Here is a 3107-nt window from a genome sequence, read left to right as displayed (position 1 = left end):
ACCTGATTTCCATGCCGAACTCAGAAGTGAAACGAAATAGCGCCGATGGTAGTGTGGGGCTTCCCCATGTGAGAGTAGGACATCGCCAGGCTTTAAATAATCGTTATTTGCATAGACAAGTAACAACATCATCAGTGTACTAATCTGTTGATGACAATTTGTGGAGAGATGGCTGAGTGGTTGAAAGCACCGGTCTTGAAAACCGGCATACGTTAATAGCGTATCTAGGGTTCAAATCCCTATCTCTCCGCCACTATTAAGAAGCCTCGCTAGAAATAGCGAGGCTTTTTTCATTTCCGCACATCTTTATTACTCTATCTGTGCTTGCCAAAAATCAATTCCATATGCGATCTACTTTTCGACAAAGTAATATTGGTATCGGTCTTGGTTGTGACGTTTTGATTTTTGCTAAGAAGTGCAGTTGCCTCTAAAGCTGTTCATCCTCATCACTGCATGCTGTCCAGATAAGGTTGTTGGAGATGCTTTGTTAAGTTGTTGAACCATCTATTGCCTTATCGTTCTCTTAAAGCACTACCATTGCTTCTCTAGCCCCTTTTACCGGATAGACCGAACATAATAAGCATACTAAAATAGCCACTGTTTCACTGATGTATCTTTTTGTTTTGCTCAGTCTAGCGATGCGTGTGCTCTATTGCCTAAATCTAGCTACGTCTTAAAACCATACATCAACAGGCTAAAGTTACGTATTCCTGCATCTTTTAAAATTGTTTTTGGATTCTGCTGGAATGACAGGATCAGAGTAGTCAAAAGAGAAGAGTGAAAGTGAAACGATAGTGAGTTGCTAGGAAGTTGGAAATTACTTGGGAACCAATGAATTTGATAAACATATTGATGTAAGGACTAAAGGGTTAATAGCAGGCAATAAAAAAGCCGACAGTGAGCTGCCGGCTTGGTTAGATGACTGCTACTTAGTCGTTCTGGACGAGCGTGAGAGCTTTACGAGAGACTTCGTGAGCAGCTTTGGTTAGATTTTGCTTCTCTAGTGTGTCTGCTAGGAATGCATAGTCAGAGACGTCAGAGCGAAGCTTTAAGGCGATCTCAAAGTGATCTTGGGCTTCTTGCCACTTCTCTTGACGGAAATAGAAGTGCGCTAATGCGCTATGGGCAGCGGCGTTATCCGGTTCTTTCTTCACTACGCCCTCTAAGAAGACCACGACAGGGTGGGTATCTGGCAGATTTAGATCTGGCAGTAGTTGATAAAGCTCTGGGGCAGGTTGTTTTTTTAATGCTTCTTTTAGCACGGTAAAGGCTTCTGCATCAGCTTTTCGTGTGATGAGTTCTCGAGCAAAACAGGCAACGAGGTGTGTGTCTTGTTTCACTTTACGTGAGAGACTATTCCAATGAGAGATAAGCCCTTCGCTACCTTGTTGTTGCGCTACTTCATGGAGTAAGCCGCACTGCGCCTTTTGAATCAGCTCTGCATGTTCTTCTTCCGTGATGAGTTTTGCTTTGGTTAGTTGTGGCAAGAGGTCAATAAGAGGTTGCCACAACTTTAGCTGCATGTACGTTGTTTTCAGCAAGTTCAATACAATAGAGTTACTCGCATACTGACTTTTTAACGATTGCAAGGTATCGAAAGCGGACTCGAACTCGTTGTCGCGGATAAATTGTTTCGCTCGAGTCAGTTCTACTGCGAGATGGGCGTTCTCTTGTTGGCTCGCTAGCTCTAGATAGTGATCTCGTTTTGCTTTATCACCTTGGCCTTGTGCGGCTTCAGACGCAACCAAGTAGCAAAGCAGCGGCATATCGTGATGATTTGCCCAGCGAGTTACTTTCTTCTCAGCACCTTTCCAGTCACCTTCTAGAAGTTTAATAATGCCTTCATTGGTGTATCGGCGGGAATGGCGCATTTTGCGAACACTGAAGTAGTTCCATGTTGTAGAACTAGCATAAACTAACTTCTTAATCAGGTACTCAAGCAGAAAAAGACCTGCGAGTGCAGCGATAACGAAAACCACTAATGTCGTTACGCTCATCTCGATCGTTTTCTCGGCAATGGAGATGAGTACATAGCCTTGCTGACCAGAAAACTGGGTGCCAACAAATAGTCCTGCGCCTAGTACAACAAATAGGAAAATAAGACGAAACATTACTTATCCTCCATGCCTGTCATCGTTGTGACTTCACGACGTAGGCGTTCACGGATGACATCTGATAGTTGAGACTGACTTTGCAGTTTTGTTGGGTATTCCACTTGAATATTTTGCTGACTTAGCAGGTTAACCGTTTTGTTGAACTCTTTAACGGAATTATCGTCTTGGTTGAAGAAAGCTAATGCCCATTTGTCGGCTGTTTTTAGAGATGTGGTGTAAATTTCACCTTGTTCTTGGTACACCGCTTTTATTGCCGTTTCCAATTTGGCTTTGATGTTTTCTTTCAGGTAAAAGTGTTGCTCAGGAGAAAGCAGTGGAATGACGTTACCATCGCGCGTGCGGAAGGTAATGAAGTTTTCTGAAAAGTCCTTCAAAGAGGTCATTAAGTTATCTTGCCAGTTTGCGATATCTTCAGACACTTCAGTGTTTTCTACGGCTTCAGCTTCAGGTAGCAGTGCATTGGCGAGAGGGAGCTTGTCTACTTGCTGTTGTAGGGCAGTTAAGCGTAGGACCAATCCATCACGGTCAATTAGCGGGATAGTGCGAAGTTTGGTGATATCGTTCGCCATTGCTTTACGTAGTTTGACGAGGCTAGGGTCATTCAGTGCTGCAATGCGTTGGTCTGCACTTTCCATCAGTTGAGTCGCGCTTTCTACATCGTGCTCTAAGAACAATTTACGACCAGCTAATTTGACAAGGTAATCGGCTTCCGCTAATAGCCAGTCGTTTGGTCGACGACCTTTCACATCGGCAACGGCGAGCTGTAAGCTTTCAATGCTCTTCTGTTGCTGTCCAAGTACTACTTCCGCTTTGTGTGTAACGGTCGTTGCTTTCTCGATGGTTTCTTCTTGTACCCGACTGAGCTCTTGCTTCATGGAAGCTTGAGTGCTTTCTAGCTGACTTTTTAGTTGGGCGATCTGCGCTTGGTAATCAGCTTGCTGTTGATGCAGCTTGTACGCAAGGCCACCGCCAAAAATAATCGATAAGATGATA

2 protein-coding genes, 1 tRNA gene and 1 rRNA gene are annotated in these 3107 nt (G+C 44.0%); 2 read left to right on the top strand and 2 right to left on the bottom strand.

Annotated elements, in window-relative coordinates; translation table 11 throughout:
- Nucleotides 1-91: ribosomal RNA gene (gene rrf / locus IQP38_RS21655) — 5S ribosomal RNA — on the top strand; the annotation flags it as partial.
- Nucleotides 92-162: 71 nt separating this feature from the next.
- Nucleotides 163-253: transfer RNA gene (locus IQP38_RS21650), tRNA-Ser, on the top strand.
- A 676-nt stretch (nt 254-929) separates the two neighbouring features.
- On the opposite strand, the gene IQP38_RS21645 is transcribed toward IQP38_RS21650, so the two are convergent.
- Together IQP38_RS21645 and IQP38_RS21640 are read right to left on the bottom strand one after the other, a co-directional pair.
- Nucleotides 930-2111 carry a heme biosynthesis protein HemY gene (locus IQP38_RS21645; protein WP_042523916.1) on the bottom strand — a complete coding sequence of 394 codons (1182 nt, stop codon included), beginning with the start codon at nt 2109-2111 and terminating at the stop codon, nt 930-932.
- On the bottom strand, nt 2111-3107 hold a 997-nt coding region (locus IQP38_RS21640; RefSeq protein ID WP_228010159.1), incomplete at its 5' end, for a uroporphyrinogen-III C-methyltransferase. The genes IQP38_RS21645 and IQP38_RS21640, both read right to left, overlap by 1 nt.

Origin of the sequence: Vibrio sp. OPT41 (assembly GCF_015163595.1) — a bacterium.
Classification (GTDB): domain Bacteria; phylum Pseudomonadota; class Gammaproteobacteria; order Enterobacterales; family Vibrionaceae; genus Vibrio; species Vibrio alginolyticus.
This window is presented reverse-complemented; position numbering and strand designations above follow the sequence as displayed.